Source organism: Bacillus sp. 007/AIA-02/001, from assembly GCF_004634455.1.
Classification (GTDB): domain Bacteria; phylum Bacillota; class Bacilli; order Bacillales; family Bacillaceae_G; genus Bacillus_A; species Bacillus_A cereus.
The window spans coordinates 22,255-46,972 of the sequence record NZ_SEIY01000019.1; the positions used below are offsets into that span (position 1 = coordinate 22,255).

Sequence of the window (24,718 nt, forward strand, 5' to 3'; positions counted from 1 at the left end):
TAGTATAAAACTAGCTTTTTGTTTAAATAAATAAGAAACATAGACTAATGATAAAACCCGCATATAGTAAGTTCACAACACAAAATCCCATAATGTCACGAGCACCTAAACCAGCTATCGCTAATGCTGGTAATGCCCAGAAAGGTTGAATTAAATTCGTCCAAGCATCGCCCCATGCAATTGCCATTGCTGTTTTTGCAGCAGGTACACCAAGTTCAGCGCCAGCTGGAATCATAATTGGTGCTTGCACAGCCCATTGACCGCCGCCAGATGGAACGAAAATGTTAACAATGCCAGCACTTAAAAATGTAAAGAGCGGAAAAGTCGTTTCATTTGAAATGCTAATAAAGAAATTAGAAATAGCTCCTCCAAGTGAAAGTCCTTCACTATTTGCTCCAATCATCATGCCCATAATTCCTGCGTAAAACGGAAATTGAAGTAAAATGCCAGAAGCACTTTTCGTAGAGTCTGAAAAAGCGCGAATATACTGAATCGGAGTACGGTGGAAAATAAGACCTGCAATTAATAACATAAAAATCACGATATCGAGAGTAAGGTTAAAACCTTTCGTATAAAAGTAATTGAAAATATAAATGAGACCTAACAATCCAACGCAAAGTGTAATAATAATGCTATTTTCCATCTTTTCAGCGAACGTATTTTTTTCTACTTCTTGAGCAGCAGCTTCTTCATGGAACACGCTAGGATCTACTGTAATCGTATGTTTTTCATCTGGATGCATCGCTTTATTAATGAGAGGCATCGTAACGAGAAAAATAATAACTGGAACGAGAGCGTATGGTGAGAATAACGTTTCTGTTATTGGAATCGCCTCTTTAATACTTCCAGCAGTCGTTTTAATTAACGTTTCACCGCCTGTTGCTAACGTAAGAGGGATAGAGGCAGAAAGACCGGCATGCCAAATGAGAAACCCAGAGTAAGAAGAGGCGATTGCTAGTCTATAATCTAATCCGTCCAGCTGCCTTGCCACTTCTTTTGCGTATAAAACAGATACAACAATTCCAAAGCCCCAGTTTATGTATGCACCAAGTAAACTTACAATTGAAATGGCAATAATGCCTTGTCCATTCGTTTTTGGTAGTCTGGCAGCTTTCGTTAATCCCTTTTTAATAAGAGGAGCATTTGCTAAAGCAGATCCAGTCACGAGTACAAGTGCCATTTGCATAGAAAAGGCGAGGAGTCCCCAAATTCCATTACCCCAGTGATTAATCATTTCTACAGGGGTTTGGTGAGTCGCAAACATACCAAAGAAGATAACAAAAACAGTTAGTAAACATGATAAAATAAACGGTTCTGGCAAGAAGCGTTGCACTAAGGCGACGCAACCATTTGTAAAGGAACGAAACAAAACAGATCAGCCTCCTTATGTATATGTATTACAATTATTCGAGGTTGTTTAGGAGATAACCTCTAATATAAAGAAAATTCAGATATTTATAGGATGATAATTTATTGATAGGTTGATATAGAGCCTTGTATCAGATTCTGCTTTTAATATACTAGAAGAAAACGGTTGGAAATGGGGTAGCACTTATAGGGATAGTATAGAGAAAGGTTACTAGCTGGCTTCAAAGCAACGGTTGCAAAGGGAGAGGAGATTCAATACAATAGTGTTGTATTACATGAGAAATATGTTTTAGCATAAATCTAGCTAAAAATGTTTATACAAATACATTTAAAATTGATGGGGGAATTATGATCAAAAGTTTTTATCTTTTAAAGCCTAAAATGTTTACGGCAGATATGTATTATAAAGTTTTTATTACAGGTGACTGTATATATTTTATAAAGATTGGCGGACAGTTTCATAGTCGACATGCTTATAAAAAACAATTACCTGGTATTTCAGAGCTATTGTTTTTTGTTCTGGTTCAAAAAAATTGAGAAAAAACAATTAAACTTAGAAACTGAAATAGATACAAAAATACATACTGGCGATGTACATGAACTCTTGCAATTAAAGAATAACTTTTCAATTGAAATAAATACAATTGAAGAGGTAGTATTAAATAAACGAGGAACGTTTCATACAGGTTTTAATGATAATGGAACAATTTCCTTTATGTTAAAAAATGGTCAAAAAATAAAGTTCATCATCCCGGAAGAAACTTTATTTTCATCTATAGAAGAAATTTTCGACCAATATGAACAGACAATCTTTGTAAGGGAAGTGTTTTAACGAATTCTCCAAAAGGTGTGGATGTATTAGTTAAACACTTAATTAAACATGTAAACTGCTTATATAAATTTTGATAGGCGTATTTTAAGCAGTTATTCTTTCAGTATCTTCTAATATGTAGGAGTATAAATAAAATATCCCAACAAGAAAAAGCTTCCACTACTGTGGAAGCTTTTCTAAATAATGTGCAATATCAATATACATATTTGAATAAACCGAATGTATTTCATTACTTGGCGTTGCGTTAGAAGAGAAATGAACGATTACCATATTTGCTTTCGGATCGATGTAAAGTGTTTGTCCGTAACTACCTAACACTTCAAAAGCACCTTGTTCATTGTGCGGAATCCACCATTGATTATGATAAGAAATGGAAGCTCCAGGGCCAATTGCAAGTTCACCTTCTTGGACATTTTTTATATCTTCAGTAATAGAAGAAGGGAGAATTTGTTTTCCATTATATTCCCCGTTGTTTAATAGTAATTGCCCGAATCTCGCCATATCTCTAGCAGTTGCATTTAATCCAGCACTAGCTTGTTCTACTTTTGTTTCATCTGTAACGTAATACGCGTTTTCTTCCATACCAATTTGAGACCAAATTCGTTCACTTACATTTTCAGCTAGTGATTTACCAGTAATAGTTCTAATAATCCAAGCGAGCGTTTCTGTTGATCCGTTATTGTAAGAAAAGGAAGAACCAGGCGGTGCAGTTTCTTCGGCTTCTCGTAACATATCATAAATTTTCATCGGACCGTCGTAGTTTTTGCCGCGGGGTAAAATATTGCTAGCTAAATATAATTGTGCATCTTGATTTTCTAGCCCAGGCTGCTCATACCCGTGGGTCGGGTATTCTGCTGACACTTGCATGTCCATTAATTGCTGAAGTGTGGCATTACCGAACGGTGTGTTTTTTAATTCTTTTATGTAAGTGTCAGCTGTTTTTTCTAAGTCAATACGTTTTTCTTCAGCGAGAGATTGTATAATTGCCCCGGTAAAGACTTTTGCTAATGATGCCATACCATGAGGTTCATTCTGTTTATACCCATTGAAATATCGTTCGTAAACAAGTTGTCCATTATGTACAACGACAAAAGCATCTGTTTTGTTATCGTCTAAAAGTTTTTTTAGAGGAGTTGTATTTCCGAATCTACGCTCCACAGCAAAATCGTCTAAGTTTTGCAATGCGGAAGGGAAGTGAGCAATTTGGTCAGGATTGTTTTTTACGTTATTAACTAAAGTGAATTCTTTCATATGGGTATATGACCAACGTAAGTAAGGGTCATTTAACCAGTTTTCTTTTGTCACATTATGTTTTGATGGGGTCGTTTTATTTTGTTTGAAGTAAGTAAACCCAAGCCCTGTAATTACAAATATGAATGTTAGTATAAGTAAGAGTAGGGGAGATTTTTTTAGTTTCATATATGGCCCTCCTTTTTATTTCTACTATAAGTATACGCTCGTCTTGAAAGAAATACAAAATAAGGAAAGTAAACGGGGAAGTTTACTTTCCTTATTAACGTTAAGCGGAAATTTTTCCGTCTGTAGGTTGTTTCTTGAATTTTTGTTTTCGTCCGTGTAATCCATAATATAAAAGTAAAGTGAACGCAACGATAATAGCTGCGATAAAATACATATTATGATAACTGGATTTCGCTGCGACAATACCTAAAATGAAAGAACCAAAGCCAATACCACTATCAAAGAATGAGAAATACGTAGCTGTCGCAGAACCACGTCTATGGTTTGGAGCGGCAGAAATCGCAATCGTTTGGAAACTCGGAATTAATGTTCCGTAACCTAAACCGATTAGCATACCTGCGCCAAGGAACCAAAATGAAGTTTGTGCTTGGCTTAATATGAACATTCCGATTGTGAAAATAATGATAGCAGGGTAAACGAGTACATTTTCACCGAAGCGATCAAAAATCTTTCCTGTAAATGGACGAGAAATGACAACAACAAGTGCGTATAAAATAAAGAAGTAACTTGCAATTTCACTTAAACCGAGTTCTTTCGCATAAATAGGAATAAAGGATAAAATACCACTATAAGAAAAGGCTAAAACAAATCCTGTAAGTGCAATTGGAATAGAAGATGGTTCGATTAAGTCTTTCCATTTCATTTTTTCACGTTTTTGTTTGCTAACAGGTGCTTCGTGTGGAATATCTACAAGTAGTCCTAATAAAAATGCAAGTAATGAAAATACGGAACAAACGATAAATAACACAGTAAACGAAAAATGAGAAATAATTGTTAAACCTAAAAAAGGACCAATTACCATCGGCAGACTCATAAATACGCCGAAATATGCAAGTGCTTCGCCTCGTCGATGAGCTGGCGCAACATCAGTTACGATCGTACCAGTAGCTGTCGTTGCCATCCCGAACCCAATACCGTGTAAGAAGCGAAGGGCAAGTAATAAGAATAAACTTTGCGCACCGAAATACATAACAGTAGCGGCTAAAAATAATGAAAGTGAAATAAATAATATTTTCTTTCTTCCTAAATCATCGAGCCATTTTCCTGTGAATGGTCTACATAAAACAGAAGAAATAAGAAACACAGTTGCAACTAAACCAATTTCCTCAGGTTTTCCTTTTAGGCCGTCTATTACATAGACAGGCAGAGTAGTCATAAGCATGTAAAATGTTAAGAAGAGAAATAGACTACTAAAACAAGTTCCGAGGAAATCCTTCGTCCAAAGTTTCTCACTTTGCATCGTCATCCCTCCAATTTAATCTAAATTTTTAATAATTTGTTGTAACACTTGAAATGCTTGATGTAAATCATCTTCGTTAATACCTTCTAGCGTTTTTTCTTCGAAAGTATCAACTTCTTCTTGCCATATTGGAATCATCTTTATCGCTGTTTCGGATAAAGAAATGAGCTTCTCACGGCGATCTTTACCTTCTGTACGAATAATCCATCCCATCGTTTCCATACGTGTTAACGTACGAGTCATCGTTGGTGATTCAACATTTAAATACTGGCACAATTCTGTTTGCGTACAAGAACCAGTTTGATTAATGCGGAAAATAACAGCCCATTGCGCACTAAATAACCCTGTTGGAGATACACGTTCATTAAATTTCTTCGTAAACTTTCGAGAAGTCTGGCTGACGATGTGAAAAAAATGTTGTTTTTCGTCCATGTATTTTGATCCTTTCAAATTAGTTACCTAGCTAACTATATACTTTTTTATAATAATTGTCTAGTAATAGACATGTTGATTTATGTAAAAAATTCTTATAGGTTTTATGTTGCGAACGTACATTCTACGTGCTATTCTTTAATTAAGTAAAGAATTTTCTTTCTATTAAATAGAATGGGGGAACTTGTGATGATTAAGCCTGCAACAATGGAGTTTGTTTCACTATCGAACGGAGAAACGATTGCATATCAGGAAGTTGGAAGGCGAAATACAGATATTCTTGTACTCATTCACGGGAACATGACATCGTCACAACATTGGGATTTAGTTATTGAAAAGTTGCAAGATCAATACCATATTTACGCTCTTGATTTAAGAGGGTTTGGACAATCAACGTATAATCAATCGATAGATTCATTACAAGACTTTGCAGAAGATGTAAAATTATTTATCGACGAGTTAAAGCTAGAGAAATTCTCATTAATGGGCTGGTCAATGGGCGGTGGCGTTGCGATGCAATTTACAGCGAACCACCCAACTTTTGTAGAAAAGTTAATTTTAGTAGAATCAGTAGGAATGAAAGGTTACCCAATCTTTAAAAAAGATACGAATGGGCAGCCGATTGTATCAAGTTTAGTAAAGACGAAAGAAGAAATTGCACAAGATCCAGTACAAATCGCTCCAGTATTAGACGCGATAAAAAATATGAACAAACTATATTACCGTACAGTATGGAATCTATTAATATATACGCATAACCAACCTGAACCGGACCGTTATGAAAAGTATTTAGATGATATGTTAACGCAACGTAATTTCGTAGATGTGAATTATGCGCTCATTACATTTAATATTTCAGATGAATATAATGGGGTTCTAGAGGGAAGTAAGCAAATTCATCGTATTAAAGCGCCAACACTCGTCATACAAGGCGATAGAGATTATGTCGTTCCGCAAGTAGTCGGTGAGGAATTAGCGAAACATTTGCCAAATGCAGAGTTGAAGGTATTAGAAGATTGCGGACACTCGCCGTTTATTGATTGTTTAGATGTATTTATAAAACATGTAGAGAATTGGTTAGAACAGAAATAATCCCCGAAATGAACAGTATTGCATATACTATAACATTTGTATGTTAAAGGGGAGATTATCAATGCATCAACCATTTTTCATCGCTTATTCGCCATATAATCATTACGCATATACAAAAATGATGATAAAACCGCTGTATATGCAAGTTTCGCCAGCTGTAGTTCCTTTACAAATGCAATATCCGCAGCCACCAATCGCTAACGCACAGCAATACTTATATGAAACTGCTTTTTATAAACATCCATACTTTAAGCAATTTCATAACAATGTGAAAGCACAAGTTTGGGAAGGATAAGGTAACAAGCTAAAAGATTCATTCTTTTAGCTTGTTTTTTATTGCGAATATTCGTACACGCATTTGCAGAAACAGTTTATAATGAAAAGTGGAAGCGTGAGAAGGAGAGGGAAAGGGATGTCAATGCGTTTTACTTTTTGGATTATGGTTGGGATTGTAGCAATCTCGGGTTTATCACAAGGAATGCTCTTACCTGCCATTGCAATGATTTTTGAACAAGAAGGGGTTAGTTCAAGTATTAATGGTATTCATGCGACGGCATTGTACATTGGGATATTAGTCATTTCGCCGTTTCTTGAAAAACCGATGCAAAGGTTTGGAATGAAGCCGATTATTGTTATAGGTGGGTTTCTCGTTATTATTTCATTATTCTTTTTTACACAAACATTTTCGTTTTGGGTATGGTTTATCCTTAGATTTCTAGTTGGAGTCGGAGATCATATGCTTCATGTCGGAACACAAACGTGGATCACGACAACATCAGACCCAAGTAAAATAGGGAGACAAGTATCGATATACGGTGTATTCTTCGGAATTGGTTTTGCCGTTGGCCCGTATTTAGCAAGCACTGTGCAGTACGGTCTTGCAACGCCATTTATTATATCTACTATACTTTGTCTAATAGGTTGGCTTTTACTACTTCCAACAAAAAATGCATTCCCAGCGCAAGATGAAAGAGAAGCGAAGAGTGAATCATCATTTTCTCGTTATAAACAAGTTGTTGGATTAGGATGGATTGCACTGCTAGGACCACTTGCATATGGCGTACTTGAAGCAATGCTAAACAGTAACTTACCAGTATACGCACTTCGTAAAGGGTGGTCTGTTTCAGATGTATCCTTCTTATTACCAGCATTCGCAGTTGGGGGTATTATTACACAAATTCCGCTCGGTATATTGAGTGATAAATACGGAAGGGACCGTATATTAACGTGGACGTTTAGCATAAGTACGGGCATTTTTCTACTTGCCGCCGTATTTGATCAATATTACTGGATCGTCTTTGCCTGCATGCTTTTAGCGGGTATGGTTATTGGATCGTGCTTCTCTTTAGGGCTTGGATTTATGACTGATTTATTACCGAGACATTTACTACCGGCAGGTAATATATTATCCGGAATCGCTTTTAGTTTAGGAAGTATTATGGGACCTGTATTAGGCGGCGTATTTATAGAAAAAATACAGTATACAAGCTTTTTTATTGCGGTTATGATTATAATGGGAATTCTCGCAATGTTATATATGGTCTACATGAAAAATCAATTTGCATCAAGAAAAATAGAAAGTAGGTTAGGGCATGACAAAACAACCTAATAAAAAGAAATTTGAAGTACTTGAAAATGAAACAATTACAGACTGCTTAGCACGTATGGAACAAGAAGGCTACGCTCCGTCTCGTCGTATGGAAGAGCCAATCTTTCATGAAGTAAAAAAAGACGGCAAAACAGTAGTTGAACCGTGCGGTAGGAAGATTGTTTTTGAAGGGAAATTGAAGTAATCCAATAACAAATTCTCTTTATAGTATAGAGCCATCCAATAGTTGGGTGGCTTGTTTTTTTATTAATCAATGCAGGAATTGAATAGAATGAATCTCTCGTTCATTTCGCCTAATGGGCTTCTTTATATGGGACAAAAGATTGCTACTTTTTTCGTATATTGGTAAAATAAGTTCTTGGGTCTTACTTATTGTTATCGGTATAATGTTTGTCGCTTGAATGAAAGAAATTAGTTACAAAAATTTCGCACTATGCAAAGGGGTACAGCAACGATCCCTTTTTTGGAGGCACCTTAAACATAAAGCGAGAGAAGAGGCTATATGAACGATTCTCCTATCTTGTTTAAATATTAAACGAGTTATTGCAATTGGAATAGGTATATCAAACTAGTCGACATCCTGATGGATCATCTTTTTCTAGTAACCTATCACTTCTGATGGAATCGATAGATTGCTAGAAAGCGGAAAACAATTATTAGTATATTCCGAAGCAGGTGTAACAGAGTGTCCTTCCATAATTAAGGGTAAAACCAAAATACGTTGTTTTAAAGAATGATTTGTTAGAACTGGTTATAAGGAATAAAACAGAAAAGAGGATCACATGTTAGATACTTTACAGAGAAGTAAAAAGTTTTTTTTAGTATGTCTTATTTTTTTAGTGCTTTTAACCGCTTGTGGTAATACAGATGTTAAGACGTCTAAAGCTTCATTACCACCGGCTGAATCCAATATAGATACATCGTTAAAAGCACCGAATTGGGTAGATAAAAGTCCTATCCAACAGTCTCCTAATTTTACGGAAGACAAAAAAGTACAATCGGTTGTGAATTTAATAGCTACGGGTGATAATTTATATCATGACGCAGTAATTAAAGATGGCAAACAAAAAGACGGTTCATATGATTATAATTATATTTATGAAAATATCAAAAAAGCTGTTAAATCAAGTGATCTTGCTATAGTGAACCAGGAGACTCCGATTGCCGGAAATAATTTAAAAGTACAGGGATATCCGACTTTCAATACACCTGAAGAAGTAGGCCAATCTTTAGTGGACACTGGATTCAATATAGTGACGCAAGCGACAAATCACGCTATGGATATGGGTATTAAAGGTGTTGCGAATACAAGAGAATACTGGAAGAAATATCCGGATGTTATCCCGGTAGGTATTAATGAGAGTAAAAACGAGCGTAATGAAATAAAAACGATTACAAAAAATGGTATTCGTTTTGCGTTACTAAATTATACATATGGTACGAATGGAATTAAAATTCCAGCTGATAAGTCTTGGGCTTTAAATTTAATTGATAAAAAAGCGATACAAAATGATGTGGAAAAGGCAAAGAGTAGCTCTGATATGGTGATTGTTATGGTGCATTGGGGAGTAGAATATACCTCAACACCTTCAAAGCAACAAAAAGAAGTTGCTCAATATTTAACAGATTTAGGTGTAGATGTAGTAATTGGAAATCATCCACATGTAATTCAACCAATTGAGTGGAAACAAAATAAAGATGGACATGAAACGCTAATCTATTATTCTCTTGGAAATCTTATTTCTGCGCAAGAAAAATTAGAAACATTAGTTGGAGGATTATCTTATGTACAATTTGTTAAGTATGAAGATAAGACTTTTGGTATACGACAAGCGGCAATCGTACCGACAGTAACCGACTATGCCGATGGTAAGAAACAATTTAAAATTCAATTTTTAAAAGATTATTCGGATGAAAATTCTAAAAAACATGGAATTAAAAAATTTGTCGGCCCCGTTTCTTTGAAGGATTTCAAGGAGATTCCTAGAGACGTGTTGGGAAATTGGTATAAAGACTAATAAACAAAAAGGGAATGAGATACAATTAAAAAATTTATAATTTTAGCATTGGTATTAGCAATGGGATGGAGTCTTGCTGCTTGTAGTGGAAAGCAAACATCTCAGGGAACTACTAATAATAACGATAAAAATAAAAATGAAATACATGCGAAGAAAAAAGATGTTTTACCTATCTCTGATGTTAATGATTGGAGAATTATCCTTGTAAATAGAGAGCATATGTTATCAAAGGAACTAGGAATTGAATTAACAAGTATCACTCAAAATGCGAAGCCAAATATGAAAATAGATAGTAGAATTGCAACTTCCTATCAGGATATGGTAGCAGCTGCAAAAAAAGAGGGAATCAATCTTTATTTAAGATCAGGTTATCGAGCTATAAAATTACAACAAACTTATTATGATGCTTCAGTTAAAAGCTATAAATCTCAAGGCTTGTCGGATAAAGAGGCTAGTGCTAAGGCATTGGAATATCTTCAGTATCCTGGTGCAAGTGAACATCATACTGGATTAGCGTTAGACATTATTTCAGTTGAATGGCAAAATACTGTAGAAGATTTAAATGCAAAATTTGAAACTACCGATGCATTCAAATGGTTAGATAAGAATGCTGCAGAATATGGGTTTACTCTCCGCTATCCAAAAGATAAAGAGAATATTACTGGCATTAAGTATGAGCCATGGCACTATCGTTATGTAGGAAAAGAAGTTGCCGTTTATCTAAAAGAAAAAGGGTTAACTTTAGAAGAATATAACGAAAAAATTAAGTCTGGTAAGTAAAAATATGCTTTAATTTTATTAAACATTATGCACTGCTACAAGAAAAGGTGAATCTGAGGATGTGTTAACATTCCACCTAGTATTGTAAAAACTGAGTATGATAATTTGAGCACGTACGAACCAGTTATCGTGTAAAAAGATGTATGTATTAAGAAATTAAAGTTAAGGATCTGATATTCATATCAGATCCTTTTTCTATCGTTCTTTTAAGAGCGACTGAGCCAAAATATTGGAATGAATATAGAAACAAAACAGCCCAAGGAATAGTAAAACGAGTCCGGGAGCCTACTCGTACGCTTCATTGGGATTATCCAGAAATAGTTGTTGATGAAATAAGAAAGAACTGGTCTTACTCTCAAGCAAGGATTTAATACGAATGAATTGGGTAAAAGGTAATAATAAAAAACACTGCGCTTGGCAGTGTTTTTTATTATTTCTGCACATAAATACATAGTCATATTGATTAAAGTTTCACTTTATTGAAGAAAAATGCGAAAGCCATTCATAAAATATGGAAATGTTAAAATCCCTTTGATAAAATAGCAATATGTAAAAATAATTATTTGTTAATTCTTAATGTAATGAATATTCATGTTTAAATATACGAATTTAACTACATAGTTATTGTGCTAAAGGGGGAGAAAGATGTTAGATGAATTGTACAATGCTTTTTTAAATGCGTCTGGTTTTACAGAAAGTGCGAGGAAACGAGATCGGTATGATGATTTACATGATTATTTAAAAGATAAAGAAAGAGAGTTAAAGCAATTCATTCAAGAGGCTGAATCAGCGAAGAGAGAGTATGAGAGTAAAAGTAATGGCTTAGAAGCTAATAAAATTCCGGCAGTTGAATTTGAACAAAAACGTCATGAAAAGGATGAAGAATTACATACATTAGTATCCTATTTTAAAAGTGCATTAAGCGATGTTGGATCTGCAAAAAGTACAGCTTATGCAAAGTATTTGGAATATAAAGCGAAAGCAGAATCAGAGAAAGCGTCAGCATACGCTGCAGCGACCAAGGCTTTTGAAGAAAAGAAAAAGGAATTTGAAAAACTTATCCATTAAGCATACAAAGAATGGAGGGAACCAACATGAGTGGTAAAGAGGTTGAAATTATAGGAAGTAACACTGCAAGTGCCATTTCTTACGCACAAAACATTGAAAATGGTATGAAGGATTCTTTAAACCAAGCGAAAGACTTAAAAGCATATGTCACAGGTGCGAAATGGAATGGAAAAACGAGAGATGCATTTTTAAGTTATCTTGATTTGATCATTCAATATAATTCAGAAATGGTAGAGGCATTTGAAGGACATACGAAAGCTTTGAAAGAGTTAGATAAAAGCATTCAAACGTACGGAGATAAATCGGAAGTAAGGGAGATAAAACAACTGTGATGGAGAAACGAGGGATAAAAGAATGGGGAAAGAAATGAGTTTTGCACCTGCTGAATTATATGTTCTCGCAGGTGCAGCTGGGGTTACCGATATATTTGGATTGCCAAACCGTGACGCAATTATTTTACTTGATGCAGAATGTGTCACGAAAGCAACTACGAGTTTAAAAGAAAAAGGCCTACTTACAAGTGAAAATGGAATTACCCCTGCAGCTTTTCAAATAATTGAACTATTAAAGGAATATGAAAATTGTCATGAATACACGAGAATGAATAATGTATTAATTGGCTTTTTAAAAGAGGATAAAGACCGAGTGGCTGTATTAACAGAAATAGAACCAAATAAAAAATACGAGATCGACTACATACCAAAACCGGACGTATATTTTTCATTATTAACACGCATTCCTTTCTTATTGAGAGAATCGAGGGAAATAGAAGATACATTTTTCTCAAAGAGAATGACAGAGGCAGAACAACAAACATTTGAGGAAAAAGATTTATCAAATAAAGACGTTATAGCGATAGAAACGTATACGAGGCCTCGAAGTAATAGAGGAGGAAAATGGGAATGTTTCTTATATTTTACTGAAGGAGAAGATTTCGTTCAAATAGATGTAGATCGTAATCGATATGACTGGGTGAGCCTCTATGCGGTTAATAAGAAATTGTATGACGTGTTAAAAATGCCATATAAAAAGTTAATTGACCCGAGACAATTCTCGTTAGGAGGTATTCAATAATGCAAGTATCAATGGGAGATAGTGGTTCTGGTGGTGGAGAAGAAGTATTAGTTAATTTTCAAGAACTACTTGATATAGTAATGAAGTTAGAAAATATATATAAAATCCATGTAGACGTCATTGGAACGAATATTGAGAGTTTATTAAGCTGTGATTTTTATCAAAAAGGTGAAGCGATGAGAGTAATTGAAAAATATCCTGATATATTACACAAAACACTAGAATTGGCTGAACACTATTCTAGGTCAGCGACAGTTGTAGGAAATGTATGTGTAGAAATGCTTGAAAAGGACGAACAATTACGTGAAATATTAAGTAAGTTGTAGAAATCACCATACGGCTGGGGGGATGAAAACGAGATGGATGTGAAATATAGACCTGAACCATGGCAAAACATGGGGGATGGTATGAATCGAATTACAAAAGATGCACTCATAAAATTACGGGAAGCAAATGAATCATTAAAAAGAATTGATGGAAGAATACGAGATTTAGACTCGGATGGTAGTATACATTTTAATCCTAAAGATCAATCGCAAAAAATCGGGGAATTACTTGATAGCTATTCGACATTACAAAAATATTGCGGAGAAGCAGGGCGATTAGTCTCTGAACATATAGATAAACCTTTTTTAGTAGAAATGGATAAATTTGCTCAAAAAATGAGAGATACATCTATTCTCAGTTTCAAAACAGATAACCGAATTGGCTCCACAACAACGACAGTATTACCAGGTGCGCATGCAGGCTACGGAAGTGTACCACAAACAATACAGAAGAAGAAAGATAAAATAACAGTAGAAGATATTTTTAGAGATTCACCTGCATTTGATAACGTACTGAGAGGGGAATACAAAGAACTAAAAAAACAAAATCCAGATGCAAAACTAAATTATGAAGAATATAAGAAAGTAGTCCCATCCACACGAGGATTTGAATACAAATCGATAGAAGATGAACAGAAAAAACTAGAAATGGTGCGAGACATAGGAATAGGCGTAGGAATCATCATCACAACAATCCTTTGTCCACCACTCGGGGCCGCTGCCGCAGTAGTATACGGAGGTGTACAAATAAAAAGCGGTATCGACGGAGAAGACTGGGGAACACACCGGAAATTGAGCCAAGAAGAACGCACAGCAAACATCATTTTTGGCGGATTAGATGCAATCCCAGTTGTTGGAGCAGTAGGAAAAGGAGTAAAAGCATTCAAAGGGACGAGTGAATTAGCTGATTTAGCCAAATTATTAAAATTCAAAGACGGAATGCCTGGTTTTAATCCAAATTTGGGTAAAAATGTGGTACAATCGCTTAAGGAAAATAATCTATTAAAAAATTTAAAAATACAAGGCTGGAAAACCGTAGATAAGATTAATGATGCGGACTACTTCATTAAAGGTCTAGTGGCAAAAGGTGTGGACTCCGTAACCCCATTCGCTAAAGGTGTAGAAATAATGCCAGATGGAAGTGTCGTTAGATCTGGAACGAACTATAGCGGGAAATTCCAAGAAGCCCATGATGCCTCAAAGGCGAGTATTCAGAGTAAGATCTCGAATTTGGAGAGTGGTGGGGTTAAGGGTACGGGGGATAGTGGAATTCCTCCTAGGTACGGTGAGAGAAAGATTACAGATGAAGAATATGAAGCATTAAGAAAAAAAACACCGACAGCAAAAATAAGAAAACAAGTAAATAAAGGCCACAATAAAAAGATAGAAACGGAGGATCAGGCTCTTCCTGGAAAAACTTTTATAGGTTCACTAGAAGCAGATCATATTGTGTCTATGGACAGAATTGCAAGTATGGATGGTTTTGGTAATTTAACAGAAAAACAACAGTTAGAAGTATTAAATAACCCAGAAAACTTTACAGGATTAAGTAAATCTGCAAACACTTCAAAGCAATCTAAATCGTATGAAGAATGGACACATTATAAAAAGGGAACACCAGATGAGATAGAAGTTAGTCTTGACTTTAGGAGCAAGATGATTACAAGAGAAAAACAGCTTGAAAGAATATTGCAAAAACAAATTGATGATTTTAAAAAAGAATAATATAAAATAATATTAAAAAGGATGGGGAAAAATGAGTTCTAAGTTAGATATATTAAGAGAGTATAATGAAGATATTCAATTGATTAATGCAAATGAATTTAAGAATATAAATGCATCTTTAATTCCTGATTTATGGGTGGAAGTATTTAGTGAACATAATAGAGAAAAGAGAATCAAGAAAATTTTAAGTATATGGAAAAAATATGTAGATAATAATTTATCTAATACTATTGCTTACTTATCAGAATACCTTGAGGATATTGAACTGATGATAAGTGAGGACACCTATTCAATCTTGTATACAATAAAAAATCAAGGTGGAGAAGATTTATATTATGAAGGAAGAAATCCTAAAGATAGTTTTAATAATGAGGAATTAGAATCTTCATGGAGAGAAATTCCTGAATCTATTAGGGACTTTTATGAAAATGTTCATAATGGATTTTATGATTACACAAGTGAATCGATGGGATTGATGCCATTAGAAGCTATAACTTACTTTGGGGATGATGACTTAGAGTGGGGGATTATAGATGAATTGGAAGAACCTATAAAGATTAATTTAAAAACATCTTTTGGATTCTTTAGTAATGGTATGGGGAGCTACATAGCTATAGATTATGAAAATTGTAAGAATAACAATGCTACTTTTTGGTCAGCTAAGAGTCAGCCTAAATATAATGTTCACTTTTGGGATTTTGTAGATGAATGGATTGTTATCGGTTTTGAATAAAAGGTTTTTAAAATTTTGATACAAAGTCTATAAACCTTTTGACGTGATTGTGACATCTGAGGGGAAATTAAAAATTTATTATGGGTATACTAAATGGTATCAATCTACTTTTGGACCGAATGACCGAGTGGATTATTTTGAATATAAATATTTAGGGAAGAAACCGAGTAATGAAAATGAGCGAAGAAAATTCGAAGAGATGAAAGAATATGAAGAGCAAAATAAATCTTAAAATATTCTCTGTTAAATTAAGGAATGCATTATTAGCGAGTAAATATGTAAAATATCCAAATCAACTAACTTTAGTTGGGCTATTGAAAAAAGAATAGTGACGGATTAATGTTACTTATAAAACAGATGAACTTAGAGCACTTGATTGTCAATTAAAGGCAACAAGTGCTTTTTTGCGTTTTAGCGTAGAAATAATGTGGTACAATCGCTTAAGGAAAATAAGACTTAAAAAAATGCACTAGATGCTATGAAAAATACTCCTATTCCAGCAGCAATTAGGACGGAGGATACTGGAATAGGAATGAAGCTTTCTTATATAGAATCTTCAACTGTTGGAGAAGTAGTTGGAAAGTTTTCAAAGGCAAGTACGGTAGCTAAAGATGACGCTTATCAACTTGCTAAGGGTACGGGTAATGGTAAGCATTTAAATGATGTACCTAAAATAAAAGAAATTGAAGTGAACTTTAATAGAAATGTAAAACATGATTCAGAAGAGTTTGCGAGACAATTAAAAGACCAAGAAAAAGGTATGAATGAGCTTACAGTGGATGAGTATTTAAAAAATAGTGAAAGATACATAGCACAGGGGCGAGCTATTGAAGGGAATGCTGCTCAACAAGCTGCTAGAGAAGAAGCTTATGTACAAAAGGTAAATGAACTACAAAGAGAAGGATTAACGTTATCAAATGCCAAGAAAAAAGCCAAGGAATGGCTAGATACTCAAGCTGCACTTCACAACCCTGACCAGATAGCAGGTGGAAAGGTAGAAATAATAGGAGGTATGGGAGATAAAAGGATTAATTCTTCTATAGGTAGTCAATGGCGGTATAGAATTGATATTGTTGATGAACAAATTAAGGAATTAGCCAAAAACATGACACCAGAACAACTAAAAAGTACTTATTTGAATGTAAAATTAACACATTAGAGGAGGAGTTTAGATGGAACAATATTTAAAAGATTTTAAGTTGCATAATAAAGTTCCGAGTGAAATCATTGAAAAGTATAAACATGTAGTACCTAATGAAATAATAAATTTATGGAGTAATTATGGATTTGGTACATTTATGCAAGGGTATTTTAAAAGTGTAAATCCAGAGGAATTTAAAGAGATTTTGGAGGAGAGTAGTCAAAGATATAAGGATTCAATAGTATTGTTTGCTACGGGTATGGGAGACTTGGTTATTTGGTCAGATGGATATGTTAGATTACTTAATTACAGGTATGGTATAGTAAAGACCATTATGTTTACATTTGAATTTTTCTTTCAAAATATTACTGATTTAGAATTTAGAGATGAAGATTTATCTTGGCAACCTTATCCTGAAGCGCTTAAACAATATAATGAGTTAGATTACGAGGAGTGTTTTGGTTATACACCTCTATTAGGTTTAGGTGGAGCAGAAAAAGTAGAGAACTTAAAAAAGGTCAAATTAAAGGAACATATTCTTATTATTACTAGTTTTATGGGACCAGTACAATAATAGAATAAATAGATATTTTATTACTAGGTAAATAGAGATATAGGATTCGTTCAAATGACTTAGACTTACTACTTAATTTATATTCTACAAGCGAATATGATAACGAAACACATTAACACATATATAAATCAATGAAAAACAAAGTTTATGTGAAGTAGATAGAAAAAATAAAAGGTTTTTTGAAAGTATGTACTCCATGATGGTTGTACCATCATGGAGTACTGTGTGCAATGATAGAATAGAAAATAAAGTAAAATCTTAGGTGAGATAGCATTTTATTTGGCGATGAATATAAACATATGGAATGTATATTAAACTAACGAACTCATACAAACTCGTAAGTGTTAACATAGTCGTTGTCACGACATATAAATGGTGTCATACTGTTACTACAAAATTTATAAATTTATGCTACTTAAAAATAGATGAACTTAAAGCACTCGATTGTCGATTAAAGGCAACGAGTGTTTTTTTGCGTATTAGCGTAGAAATTTAACAGATAACTATAATTTTACTATGTAAAATTTTTACATAGTTTTCTATACAACTAAAGAGAAGAAAAATGTTCACTATTACTTTCATTTCTGTTATAAAAATTCTACAATAGAAGGCAGAACGTATATTTGGTATAATCAAAATATACTATATGAAATGATGTACATGAGTTTGAAATTCATGTAACGAGGTAAGCACTACATAACAATGACTAATATTTAAAGTTTTCGTACCTATAGAATTCAATTCATGTTATATAAATCAATTGTTAGAAAGGAACAGGTGTAATGAATCAAATTTCATTTGAAGATTTATTTGAAGAAGAAAAAGAAAAGGTGGAGGTAGCTGAGGTATGTAAGGTACCAGCCCCTTTATCACCATTACAAAAAGATATTTTAGAATTAATTGATTCTGAAGAAATAAGTGCGCTTGAGCTATGTGAACGATTAATACGATCGGGTAAAATACCCGATGAAAGATTCACTACGAATAAGCCTAAAGCATATGGACAAGTATGTTTACTATTAGAAGGTTTTGTTACAGAAGGAAAACTTATTTTTATCAAAGATGATGAGAAAAGAGATAGGGTATATAAATTGAAAGAAGAAGTTTGAGATGTATAGTGGGAGATGAATGATTGGTTCCCTTTAACTTGCAGCTCCGTTAGTCTAGTAATGTCCACAAAAAAGGTGTCAATCTCTCCTAGATTGACACCTTCATACTTTTAACACCTTACATACTTACGCTTAAAACCAAGTCTTCCTCTATCAAGTTCTTTCTGAATACTTTCAGAAGCATTTAACAAACTGCTTTTTTTATTATCACGTTTGACTTCAACTATACCAACTTCTTTTGCAATCTCGACTGCTTTTTCGTGTAGTGGTACATATGAAATTGCCACGGTGTTTAGGAAATTATTCATAGCGGATTTTGTTCGTTCTGGAGAATGATGAATTGTATCTTTCACCATTTCAAGCATATCGGAAATTTTACTTTCGGAAAACTCATTGTCTTTGCGATTTCCTAAAAGCCAACAGTAGCAACTCCATCCGGCAGACATTTTAAGCTCGTCCCCACTTGCAATCCATTTATCAGCAACATCTTGTGCAATATTTGACTCCGATAAAGTTACTGCCACTACATAATCAGATAGCATATAAAAATATGCCCCGTCTATCCAGCGATCAAAATCAGACTCACTCATAGCTTTTGGATCGGCAATAATACCTGCAAAGTACATAGCATCGTAGTTACCTGTGGCATAAAGCTCTTCAGCTAATTCTTGATTTAATTTTATTTTTTTAGCGATTGGTTTCATAGCACCTGTAGCTACTCCGAATACTGGCTCATGCGCACCGTTAGATATGTATATTTTTTTCGTTCGTTCCTTACCTAGAGCTTCAAGTTCTTGCATAACTGTTTTAAAATCCATAGTTGTGCAACTTCCTTTCTTCATGTAAAAGCCTTTTTAAGCTTTTCATATTTCATATGTTAATACTAATTGTATTCAAGAGGTATGTCTACTTTCTAAAAGTATCGAAACCGGTTAGTAATTTTGAAGGTTTTGATTTTGTGACTGCTACAAGCTATCTATAATGGTAAGAAGGTCACTGTAAGGTAAGGAAGAATGAAAAGTATGTATAGTTTTTCCAGTGAATATTTGGTATGATGGTGAATGGGAAAAATATACAAGTTGTTAGTGGTTCATAAAAGGGGGATTGAATTGAAAAGAACACCTGAATTCGTATTAGGTTTAATTGGTGGCATTTTGGGAATTATTATTTCCATAATATTAATAGTTGTAGCGTTTAATATTATGGAAGGTGTTGATTACGAACTTTTAGCTTATTACTCTATTATTTTAACGGTTCAAATAGGATTGTTCATTTTATCGTGTTTAGTAAACAAGGTTAATAATAAAGTTTATGGAGTTTGTATGATTGTGATTCCTATAGTTATGTTATTTATGTCATTATTCTTTTTACTTATTCCGACAATTTTACAAATTATATCTGGTTCATTTGCATTTAGGACATTAAAGTTAGAATCGAATGTAAGCTAAATATAATTATTAACGTCTGAATATTCGGTTTTTAAACATTTTCGTTTGCAGTTCAAATTAACATAAAGTACAAAGTTGTACGCTTTAGGAGGAGAAATAGATGATTATTTGGTCTGGTTGGGGTTTTTTAGTCGCAATTATTGTAATTATTAATACTCTTTTGGGTAAGGCTATCTTTGGATCTATAACGGGGGACGCTACATATTTTCAAGACCATAGTTGGCCAATGGCGGTAATGTTTATTATATCAGGGGTTATGTCTTGGTATTTAGGTAAATATATTAATAAGCCAGATGGGAAAGTTTATATAGATGCCGAAACTGGTGAAAAAGTTATGTTTAACAAAAAGCACTCATTATTTTTTATAAAAATGGAATATTGGGGACCGATTCTAGGAATTATTGCGATTGTAACTTTAATTACAAGATAAAAAAAGAGGATGGGTATAGCAAGAGTAATCTATTCAAGTAGAAGGAGAAATCAGTCATGAATGCAAAGAAACTACTAGGGGTAGCAGTTCCGGTCATGTTGTTATTTGGTTGTGGAGTTTCTGAGAAAACGAACACTTCTAAACAGGAGAAAACGGAAGAGTCTAAAGTAAAAGAATCGAAGTCTAATAGTAAGAAAGAAAAAGTTTCAAAGGAAGACTATCCTAATAAAGTGTATAAATTAGGAGTAGAGTTTGATAAGTTGTTTGCGGAGCATAACAATATTACAAGAGAGGTTTTTGACGGTAAGAAAAAGAAATCAGATATAGTAGATAGTGTGAAAGAATTAAATAAAGTGTTAGATAAATTTGAGTCAATAGATCCCCCTACAGAGTATGTAAACCAACAAAAAGATTTTGAAAAAGCAATTAGTTATTTTAGAGAGTCTTTTTCTTTAATAAATGAAGTATTCACCAGAAAAGAAAAAAGAGAAAAAGGTGATAAGACTGATAAAGAGTTAATAGAGAAATCTGAAAAGCTAGTGAAAGAAGGAGATATTTACTGGCTTAAGGCATTCAAAGATCTTGAAGGGGATATTAAAATCGGTGATGGTACAGTATCAATTAAAGATTTGAAAGAGTTAGATAAGAAAGCTGGAATTAATACAGATAATGTTATGAAGAATGTGAAAGATGGTACGGAATTAATCGGTAATTGGGGATTCCAAGGAACAGACGGTTTCAATATGTCACTCATTTTAAAAGGTGATAAGACATTTGAAACATATGGTAAAGGTGAGTATCCAAATAAAAAGAATTATATTGAAGGAACTTGGGAATATGATAAGGAAGCTTTTACAATCTATTTACATCTCAATAAACGTTTAGTAGACGGTGTAGAAGATACAATTCAAAAAAAGAAAATAGCATATAAAGTTCAAGATTATGATGGGGAAAACTTGCAATTATTTAATGAGACGTCATTTAATACAATTAAGTATGTGAAGCAAAGTTAAAGTTATGTAGGACTAGGTTTAAATGGCCTGGTCCTTCATTAAAGTGCGAGTATGTAAATAATATGTTATCTTTCGTTCTGTTTACTTAGTATCATGTTATTCTTTAATAGAGTAATAAATGGAGTTTTGCATTAAATATATGAGGTTGGTTACAAATGATAAAAAAATTTACTAGATTAGTATTAATAGTGGTTATCCCAATCAGTCTTATTACAGGTTGTGGGGCTGCTGAAAAAACTGAAGCACAAAAGCCGAAAGCGGTACAAACGGAGAAAAAGGACTATATGGATTACTCATATGGTAGCAAAGGTATATTAGTAAGTGGCAAAGCGAAAGAACGGCAACAATACGAGATTGGATATATGGATGATAATAAGTTAATTGGGATTGACGAAAATATTGAAGACTGCATTATTTTAGATAATAAAGATGAAGCAGGTCTCATTTGGAAACAAATAGAGCGTGGATCTATTATTGAAGTGCAATACGGTAAGGATCGCAATGATATCGTAGGCGTGCAATTCGTAGGAGATCGTGAGTCATATGAAATTAGTGATAAGTTTGATCGGAATACGATAAATGAGATTGTTGAAAACGTTAAAGGGAATTTGTAATAGATGTATTTCGATAGTATAGGATCTCTTATTATGAAATTGTATGCCAGTTATTTGTCTAAGTTTAAATTGATTATTTTGACGGTATTTGTAATTAGTTGTAAAATAATGTTTGTTGACGAATTTTATAAAAAGTATATTAGATGAAATTCATCTGTAGGGATGACATATAAATATTTTCTTAATGGGTATAAAATAAAATAATTAAAATATATAAATAAAAAGAAAATATAATAGAAGTACATAGTAGATTCATATTTTTAAAAATTAATGTGACAATAAAGGGAGGTTGAGATACATACACGGTGGGAGTGTGTATGTATTTATTATAATAATGAATAAGACAATCAAACAACAAGTAATCGCACTATCAACAAGTCTAGTGATTTTAGGGAGCGTACCTTTATCAGCATCAGCAGAAGAGATAAACAACTCTCAAACTGATCAACTTAATATTGCCCAAGGAGAACACGGAACGAGCGGATTAAATTATTCTAATTTCAAGTTGGAAGTTCCTAATCATGTACAAATTAACGAAGCAGAAGTATCTGAAAATGAAAAAATGCTTTTAGAAGAATATAAGCATAAACATGATGAAACAGAAGAATTAAACAAAATGCAAAATGCTAAGAAGGGACAAGTAGCAGAAAAGGAAGCTATTTCAAACATTGAAAAGGCATTTGAATCTGTAGATGGTCGAAATGATGGATCTGATCGTCAAATGAAACCTGTTGCAAAGCCAAGAGGTATTCAATATAGTGCACAGAGTACGAAGAAATATGGAACACTTGCAGGAGTTCCATTTGTGGAGTGGATTGTTCCAGCAGGAAATCCTGATATTCGTCCTGCAAATCCGATGAAAGCACGTTACATTACAATTCATGAGACCGCAAATACAGCCGCTGGTGCTAATGCTGAAAATCATGCAAAATATTTATACAAGCAAGCAACTGAAGGCACTTTCCGAACAGCTTCATGGCATTTTACTGTAGACGATAAACAAATTTATCAACACTTACCAACAAACGAAAATGGTTGGCATGCAGGAGATGGAGATGGATCAGGAAACAGGGAGTCTATCGGTATCGAGATCGCGGTTAACCAAGATGGTGATTACAATAAAGCTTTAGAAAATGCAAAACGACTTGCAGGTTATTTAATGAACAAAGAAGGAATTGGTGCAGATCATATTTACAAGCATCAACAATGGAGCGGGAAAAAATGTCCTGACATTTTAATTTCACGTGGTAATTGGGCTGGTTTCGTACAAGGAATTCAGTGGTATGCAAATATAAATGCGCAGATTGATACGCCTTTACAAGATAAAAATGACTCATTTAATCCAAGTGAAAATAATCCAGCTGAACCTAGCATGGAACTAGTGGTAAATGGTAGTGGCATCAATGTACGTAGTGATGCGGGTATTGAACATCGTGTTGTACGTAAAGCTTCAACCGGAGATCGTTACAAAGTATTAGCGGTTAAAAATGGTTGGTATAAAGTAGGTAATGGAGAATGGATTTTCTATGACCCAAGCTGGATTAAAATTAACTACAATGTACCAAAGGAAGAAGTACAAAAGCCTAAGGAAGAAGTACAAAAACCAAAAGATGATATTACAGGTGGCTGGTTTGAAGAGCATATTCGTAAATTAAACAGTCTAGGTATTATGCAAGGCGAAGGTAATGGTGTATTTGCGCCATATCGAAATGTAACGAGAGCGGAGTTTGCGAAATTAATCTCGAATGCTCTTAAACTACCAGAGGGAAATAAGTCATTTGTAGATATTAATGAGGCACATCCATCACTTCATGACGGTATTAAACGTTGTGCAAGTGCAGGAATTATTAATGGTCGTGGTGAAGGGATTTTTGATCCTAACTCACCAATTACTCGTGAAGAAGTATCTATTATGATTGACAAAGCATTACGATATAAAGGAATTACAGGTGAGTTAGTAGCATTACCATTTACAGATAAGCATTTAATAACATACAAAGAATCGGTTCAACGATTATACAGTCTAAAGGTAGTTAATGGTATTGGAAATAATGAGTTTGATCCCCGAGGTACAGCAACTCGTGGTCAGGCAGCTGCCTTTATTGTGAAGATGTTAGATTCAATGCAAAAATAAAAGGAAACTTTAATCAGTGAGGGCCACTCGCATTGCAATCGAGCAGTTTATTCACCTAATTTTGAAATGAGAGTTGTACTGTCCGCAAATAGCAGAATAAATTGTATGTAGAAGCTGACATTGGTAGAAGTAAAAAATAAGAAGAATTTGAAAGGAGCTATCCAAAATAATAATTTGGAATAGCTCCTATTTAGTAGGAAGAACAAATTGTATTTCATAGATTGTAATGTAGAATGCCCTTCCAAGCCCCTTATAAGCCCCTACCAAGTAATAAATCACTAAGAAAAAACAAAAACAAAAACAAAAACAAAAACAAAAACAAGAACAAAAACAAGAACAAAACAAGCGCGAAAAAATGAAACCGGCGTTGTAGTAGTAAAAAAATTGTAATTCGAATGCCAAAACCATTCCCGTATGCCTATCTTTATAATGAAGGATTAAAATTTTCCTATTTACTAGCAAAGAGTGGAGGGAAACAT

Annotated in this window: 26 protein-coding genes and 1 pseudogene; 22 read left to right on the plus strand and 5 right to left on the minus strand. The window is 33.9% G+C overall.

Annotated features, from left to right (window positions below):
• Positions 1–22: 22 nt before the first annotated feature.
• Positions 23–1,369 carry a short-chain fatty acid transporter gene (locus ES895_RS24800; RefSeq protein WP_000490013.1) on the minus strand — a complete coding sequence of 449 codons (1,347 nt, stop codon included), beginning with the start codon at positions 1,367–1,369 and terminating at the stop codon, positions 23–25.
• 513 nt (positions 1,370–1,882) lie between these two features.
• Here ES895_RS24800 and ES895_RS24810 point away from each other — a divergent pair.
• Positions 1,883–2,200 carry a hypothetical protein gene (locus ES895_RS24810; RefSeq protein WP_135238721.1) on the plus strand — a complete coding sequence of 106 codons (318 nt, stop codon included), beginning with the start codon at positions 1,883–1,885 and terminating at the stop codon, positions 2,198–2,200.
• 159 nt (positions 2,201–2,359) lie between these two features.
• Here ES895_RS24810 and ES895_RS24815 read toward each other — a convergent pair whose 3' ends face one another.
• The 3 genes from ES895_RS24815 to ES895_RS24825 form a co-directional block, all read right to left on the minus strand.
• Complete coding sequence (locus ES895_RS24815; RefSeq protein ID WP_000768751.1) at positions 2,360–3,619, minus strand: serine hydrolase domain-containing protein; 1,260 nt, start codon at positions 3,617–3,619, stop codon at positions 2,360–2,362.
• A 100-nt stretch (positions 3,620–3,719) separates the two neighbouring features.
• Positions 3,720–4,919: an MFS transporter gene (locus tag ES895_RS24820; protein WP_001190318.1), complete on the minus strand. Its 1,200-nt coding sequence runs from the start codon at positions 4,917–4,919 to the stop codon at positions 3,720–3,722.
• Between the two features lie 15 nt (positions 4,920–4,934).
• A complete protein-coding gene (locus ES895_RS24825) occupies positions 4,935–5,351 on the minus strand; it encodes a MarR family winged helix-turn-helix transcriptional regulator (protein WP_000343675.1) in 417 nt (138 codons plus the stop codon).
• Between the two features lie 189 nt (positions 5,352–5,540).
• Here ES895_RS24825 and phaZ point away from each other — a divergent pair, with 189 nt between their 5' ends.
• The 16 genes and pseudogenes from phaZ to ES895_RS24910 all read left to right on the plus strand — a co-directional run bounded on the left by phaZ (position 5,541) and on the right by ES895_RS24910 (position 18,600).
• Positions 5,541–6,443, plus strand: a complete 903-nt coding sequence (phaZ, locus tag ES895_RS24830; RefSeq protein ID WP_098508892.1) for an intracellular short-chain-length polyhydroxyalkanoate depolymerase — start codon at positions 5,541–5,543, stop codon at positions 6,441–6,443.
• Positions 6,444–6,504: 61 nt separating this feature from the next.
• Positions 6,505–6,738 (plus strand): hypothetical protein, encoded by a 234-nt coding sequence (locus ES895_RS24835; protein WP_000554159.1) that lies wholly within the window; start codon positions 6,505–6,507, stop codon positions 6,736–6,738.
• Between the two features lie 117 nt (positions 6,739–6,855).
• Entirely contained in the window at positions 6,856–8,052 is a 1,197-nt protein-coding gene (locus tag ES895_RS24840) for an MFS transporter (RefSeq protein WP_000062796.1), read from the plus strand.
• A complete protein-coding gene (locus ES895_RS24845) occupies positions 8,036–8,236 on the plus strand; it encodes an NETI motif-containing protein (protein ID WP_000166303.1) in 201 nt (66 codons plus the stop codon). The genes ES895_RS24840 and ES895_RS24845 overlap by 17 nt, the downstream gene beginning before the upstream one ends.
• Positions 8,237–8,834: 598 nt before the next feature.
• Positions 8,835–10,070: a CapA family protein gene (locus tag ES895_RS24850; RefSeq protein WP_000887599.1), complete on the plus strand. Its 1,236-nt coding sequence runs from the start codon at positions 8,835–8,837 to the stop codon at positions 10,068–10,070.
• Between the two features lie 48 nt (positions 10,071–10,118).
• Positions 10,119–10,850, plus strand: coding sequence for a M15 family metallopeptidase (locus ES895_RS24855; protein ID WP_277680610.1), 732 nt, complete (start codon positions 10,119–10,121; stop codon positions 10,848–10,850).
• Positions 10,851–11,495: 645 nt separating this feature from the next.
• Positions 11,496–11,918: a hypothetical protein gene (locus tag ES895_RS24860; protein ID WP_000883470.1), complete on the plus strand. Its 423-nt coding sequence runs from the start codon at positions 11,496–11,498 to the stop codon at positions 11,916–11,918.
• Positions 11,919–11,944: 26 nt separating this feature from the next.
• Positions 11,945–12,250 carry a WXG100 family type VII secretion target gene (locus ES895_RS24865; RefSeq protein ID WP_000014537.1) on the plus strand — a complete coding sequence of 102 codons (306 nt, stop codon included), beginning with the start codon at positions 11,945–11,947 and terminating at the stop codon, positions 12,248–12,250.
• A gap of 22 nt (positions 12,251–12,272) precedes the next feature.
• A complete protein-coding gene (locus tag ES895_RS24870) occupies positions 12,273–12,992 on the plus strand; it encodes a DUF5081 family protein (RefSeq protein ID WP_135238723.1) in 720 nt (239 codons plus the stop codon).
• Positions 12,992–13,318, plus strand: coding sequence for a hypothetical protein (locus tag ES895_RS24875; RefSeq protein ID WP_001198201.1), 327 nt, complete (start codon positions 12,992–12,994; stop codon positions 13,316–13,318). Before ES895_RS24870 ends, ES895_RS24875 begins: the two co-directional genes overlap by 1 nt.
• A 33-nt stretch (positions 13,319–13,351) precedes the next feature.
• Complete coding sequence (locus tag ES895_RS24880; RefSeq protein WP_135238724.1) at positions 13,352–15,043, plus strand: hypothetical protein; 1,692 nt, start codon at positions 13,352–13,354, stop codon at positions 15,041–15,043.
• A 31-nt stretch (positions 15,044–15,074) separates the two neighbouring features.
• Positions 15,075–15,776, plus strand: coding sequence for an SMI1/KNR4 family protein (locus ES895_RS24885; protein WP_000095661.1), 702 nt, complete (start codon positions 15,075–15,077; stop codon positions 15,774–15,776).
• Between the two features lie 37 nt (positions 15,777–15,813).
• Positions 15,814–16,008: pseudogene (locus tag ES895_RS24890) on the plus strand (immunity protein YezG family protein); the annotation flags it as partial.
• Between the two features lie 456 nt (positions 16,009–16,464).
• A complete protein-coding gene (locus tag ES895_RS24895) occupies positions 16,465–16,935 on the plus strand; it encodes a polymorphic toxin type 15 domain-containing protein (RefSeq protein ID WP_033685803.1) in 471 nt (156 codons plus the stop codon).
• A 13-nt stretch (positions 16,936–16,948) separates the two neighbouring features.
• On the plus strand, positions 16,949–17,491 hold the full coding sequence (locus ES895_RS24900; RefSeq protein WP_048519269.1) for a T6SS immunity protein Tdi1 domain-containing protein: 543 nt from the start codon (positions 16,949–16,951) through the stop codon (positions 17,489–17,491).
• 782 nt (positions 17,492–18,273) lie between these two features.
• Positions 18,274–18,600, plus strand: coding sequence for a DUF3895 domain-containing protein (locus ES895_RS24910; protein WP_001071909.1), 327 nt, complete (start codon positions 18,274–18,276; stop codon positions 18,598–18,600).
• A gap of 110 nt (positions 18,601–18,710) precedes the next feature.
• Here ES895_RS24910 and ES895_RS24915 read toward each other — a convergent pair whose 3' ends face one another.
• The gene (locus tag ES895_RS24915; RefSeq protein WP_000346317.1) at positions 18,711–19,418 is read right to left on the minus strand and encodes a DNA alkylation repair protein; all 708 of its coding nucleotides are present in this window, start codon (positions 19,416–19,418) and stop codon (positions 18,711–18,713) included.
• Positions 19,419–19,709: 291 nt separating this feature from the next.
• Between ES895_RS24915 and ES895_RS24920 the strand changes: the two genes are divergently transcribed.
• The 5 genes from ES895_RS24920 (at position 19,710) to ES895_RS24940 (ending at position 24,239) form a co-directional block, all read left to right on the plus strand.
• Complete coding sequence (locus ES895_RS24920; RefSeq protein WP_000831724.1) at positions 19,710–20,048, plus strand: DUF4064 domain-containing protein; 339 nt, start codon at positions 19,710–19,712, stop codon at positions 20,046–20,048.
• A 100-nt stretch (positions 20,049–20,148) separates the two neighbouring features.
• The gene (locus ES895_RS24925; protein ID WP_086411558.1) at positions 20,149–20,478 is read left to right on the plus strand and encodes a hypothetical protein; all 330 of its coding nucleotides are present in this window, start codon (positions 20,149–20,151) and stop codon (positions 20,476–20,478) included.
• A 56-nt stretch (positions 20,479–20,534) separates the two neighbouring features.
• Positions 20,535–21,491, plus strand: coding sequence for a DUF3994 domain-containing protein (locus ES895_RS24930; protein ID WP_003313272.1), 957 nt, complete (start codon positions 20,535–20,537; stop codon positions 21,489–21,491).
• A 155-nt stretch (positions 21,492–21,646) separates the two neighbouring features.
• Complete coding sequence (locus ES895_RS24935; protein WP_000591634.1) at positions 21,647–22,105, plus strand: hypothetical protein; 459 nt, start codon at positions 21,647–21,649, stop codon at positions 22,103–22,105.
• Positions 22,106–22,439: 334 nt separating this feature from the next.
• On the plus strand, positions 22,440–24,239 hold the full coding sequence (locus tag ES895_RS24940) for an S-layer homology domain-containing protein (RefSeq protein WP_135238731.1): 1,800 nt from the start codon (positions 22,440–22,442) through the stop codon (positions 24,237–24,239).
• Positions 24,240–24,718 lie beyond the last annotated feature (479 nt).

Coding starts and splice junctions, on each gene's coding strand:
- ES895_RS24815 (WP_000768751.1), bottom strand. CDS start 3,619: ATGAAACTAAAAAAATCTCCCCTACTCTTACTTATACTAACATTCATA.
- ES895_RS24865 (WP_000014537.1), top strand. CDS start 11,945: ATGAGTGGTAAAGAGGTTGAAATTATAGGAAGTAACACTGCAAGTGCC.
- ES895_RS24935 (WP_000591634.1), top strand. CDS start 21,647: ATGATAAAAAAATTTACTAGATTAGTATTAATAGTGGTTATCCCAATC.
- ES895_RS24825 (WP_000343675.1), bottom strand. CDS start 5,351: ATGGACGAAAAACAACATTTTTTTCACATCGTCAGCCAGACTTCTCGA.
- ES895_RS24850 (WP_000887599.1), top strand. CDS start 8,835: ATGTTAGATACTTTACAGAGAAGTAAAAAGTTTTTTTTAGTATGTCTT.
- ES895_RS24820 (WP_001190318.1), bottom strand. CDS start 4,919: ATGCAAAGTGAGAAACTTTGGACGAAGGATTTCCTCGGAACTTGTTTT.
- ES895_RS24915 (WP_000346317.1), bottom strand. CDS start 19,418: ATGGATTTTAAAACAGTTATGCAAGAACTTGAAGCTCTAGGTAAGGAA.
- ES895_RS24860 (WP_000883470.1), top strand. CDS start 11,496: ATGTTAGATGAATTGTACAATGCTTTTTTAAATGCGTCTGGTTTTACA.
- ES895_RS24875 (WP_001198201.1), top strand. CDS start 12,992: ATGCAAGTATCAATGGGAGATAGTGGTTCTGGTGGTGGAGAAGAAGTA.
- ES895_RS24885 (WP_000095661.1), top strand. CDS start 15,075: ATGAGTTCTAAGTTAGATATATTAAGAGAGTATAATGAAGATATTCAA.
- ES895_RS24845 (WP_000166303.1), top strand. CDS start 8,036: ATGACAAAACAACCTAATAAAAAGAAATTTGAAGTACTTGAAAATGAA.
- ES895_RS24925 (WP_086411558.1), top strand. CDS start 20,149: ATGATTATTTGGTCTGGTTGGGGTTTTTTAGTCGCAATTATTGTAATT.
- ES895_RS24835 (WP_000554159.1), top strand. CDS start 6,505: ATGCATCAACCATTTTTCATCGCTTATTCGCCATATAATCATTACGCA.
- phaZ (WP_098508892.1), top strand. CDS start 5,541: ATGATTAAGCCTGCAACAATGGAGTTTGTTTCACTATCGAACGGAGAA.
- ES895_RS24880 (WP_135238724.1), top strand. CDS start 13,352: ATGGATGTGAAATATAGACCTGAACCATGGCAAAACATGGGGGATGGT.
- ES895_RS24900 (WP_048519269.1), top strand. CDS start 16,949: ATGGAACAATATTTAAAAGATTTTAAGTTGCATAATAAAGTTCCGAGT.
- ES895_RS24870 (WP_135238723.1), top strand. CDS start 12,273: ATGGGGAAAGAAATGAGTTTTGCACCTGCTGAATTATATGTTCTCGCA.
- ES895_RS24930 (WP_003313272.1), top strand. CDS start 20,535: ATGAATGCAAAGAAACTACTAGGGGTAGCAGTTCCGGTCATGTTGTTA.
- ES895_RS24840 (WP_000062796.1), top strand. CDS start 6,856: ATGTCAATGCGTTTTACTTTTTGGATTATGGTTGGGATTGTAGCAATC.
- ES895_RS24910 (WP_001071909.1), top strand. CDS start 18,274: ATGAATCAAATTTCATTTGAAGATTTATTTGAAGAAGAAAAAGAAAAG.
- ES895_RS24940 (WP_135238731.1), top strand. CDS start 22,440: ATGAATAAGACAATCAAACAACAAGTAATCGCACTATCAACAAGTCTA.